Annotated in this window: 3 protein-coding genes; all 3 read left to right on the top strand. The window is 51.8% G+C overall.

Annotated elements, in window-relative coordinates:
- Positions 1 to 141, top strand: a 141-nt coding sequence (locus tag AB7S84_RS16830) for an Hsp20/alpha crystallin family protein (RefSeq protein WP_428155932.1), incomplete at its 5' end; no start/stop codon positions are given.
- A gap of 162 nt (positions 142 to 303) precedes the next feature.
- A complete protein-coding gene (locus AB7S84_RS16825) occupies positions 304 to 636 on the top strand; it encodes a hypothetical protein (protein WP_428155925.1) in 333 nt (110 codons plus the stop codon).
- Positions 637 to 650: 14 nt separating this feature from the next.
- Positions 651 to 1,476, top strand: an 826-nt coding sequence (locus AB7S84_RS16820) for a YfdX family protein (RefSeq protein WP_428155923.1), incomplete at its 3' end; no start/stop codon positions are given.

The raw sequence follows: 1,476 nt of genomic DNA, 5'->3' as shown, positions 1-1,476 counted from the left end.
AAATATTACCGTCAGTTTACCCTGTCCGATGCCATCGACCAGGACAAAATCGATGCCAAACTGGAGGACGGGGTGCTCCGACTGACCCTGCCCAAGGCCCAAAAAGCCGTGCCGCGCCAAATAGCGGTCAAGGCCGGTTAAATTTCTTTCAATCGGAGACCCGGTTTTAACAGAACCGGGTCTCCTTTAGTTACTTGAGAAATTGCTTTCCGGCATTGAGGAACGATTGAACCTCGTTTGGTATTTCATTGAGGATCGGGGAAGCGAACAGATGACGATGGATCATCAATCAAGGAGGTAATTATGGAAGAAAACAAGATCAAGCTCTGGGACAGAATCCAAAGGGGCATGGAAGCCGGCTTTGATGCCGCCATGTCGGCGGTTCACACGATTACCGAGAAGGCGGGTGAAGGCATCGAGCTTACCCGCTTAAGACGCGAAAAAGCCCGGCTGGAAACCCAGGTGACCCGGCGCCTGGCCGAACTGGGGAACGCCGTGTTCGAAAAAGTTTCCAAGGACCGGCTGGATGAAGTCACCGAGAAGCTGGAAATCAAGGACATGGTTCTCGAGATCGCCCAGGACGAGGCCCGCATGGTCGATATCGACCGGCGCCTGAAAAAGGAACTGGAAGAATAACGGAGGTGAATAAAATGAAGAAACGATTGAGTATTGCATCCCTTATCATGACCGTAGCGTTGGTACTGATGGTGGTCTTTGCCTCACCATCGTTTGCAGCGGACACAAAAGATACGGCGGCTGCGGGCAAAGAAGTGGAAAAGGTTCAGCAGGACCAGACAGCGGAAAAACGAAAAGCGCTTTTCGAAGAAGCCACTACCGCTATCCGTGAAACAAAGAATGCGCTGAAAGCGCTGGACGAGAAAAAAACAAAAGAGGCGCTTGCCGCTTTGGAGCGGGCCTCCGGCAAGCTGACGATCATACTCGGCCGCGAACCCGAACTTGCATTGGCGCCTTCCGACGTCAATGTGGTCACTTACGATATCCTGGCCGATATCAAGGCGGTGAAAGCATTGCGCGACGAGATCGAAGATGCGCTGGATGACGGCCGTGTGCAGCAAGCCCGCCGATTGATTCGAAATTTGGCGAGCGAGACCGTTATCAGCGTGACCAATATTCCTCTGGCGACCTACCCCGATGCGATCAAAAGGGCCGCCAAATTAATCGATGAAGAGAAAATGGATGAGGCGAAAAAAGAACTCCAGCTCGCACTGAATACGCTGGTCGTCACCGACACCATTATTCCATTGCCGGTTACAACTGCTGAGAAGTACCTCAAAGAAGCGGAAACGCTTGCGGAAAAAGGTGATCGGAGCAAAGAGGAAAACGAGCGTCTTGCCGATCTTTTAAAAGATGCCCGTACGGAGTTGGAATTCGCCCAAGCTCTCGGCTATGGCAGCAAAAAGGATTTCAAGAATCTATACAAGCAGCTCGATCAGATTGAGGACAAAACCAAGGGCG

It is taken from the genome of Desulfococcus sp. (assembly GCF_050178255.1).
Taxonomy (GTDB): domain Bacteria; phylum Desulfobacterota; class Desulfobacteria; order Desulfobacterales; family Desulfococcaceae; genus Desulfococcus; species Desulfococcus multivorans.
This window is presented reverse-complemented; position numbering and strand designations above follow the sequence as displayed.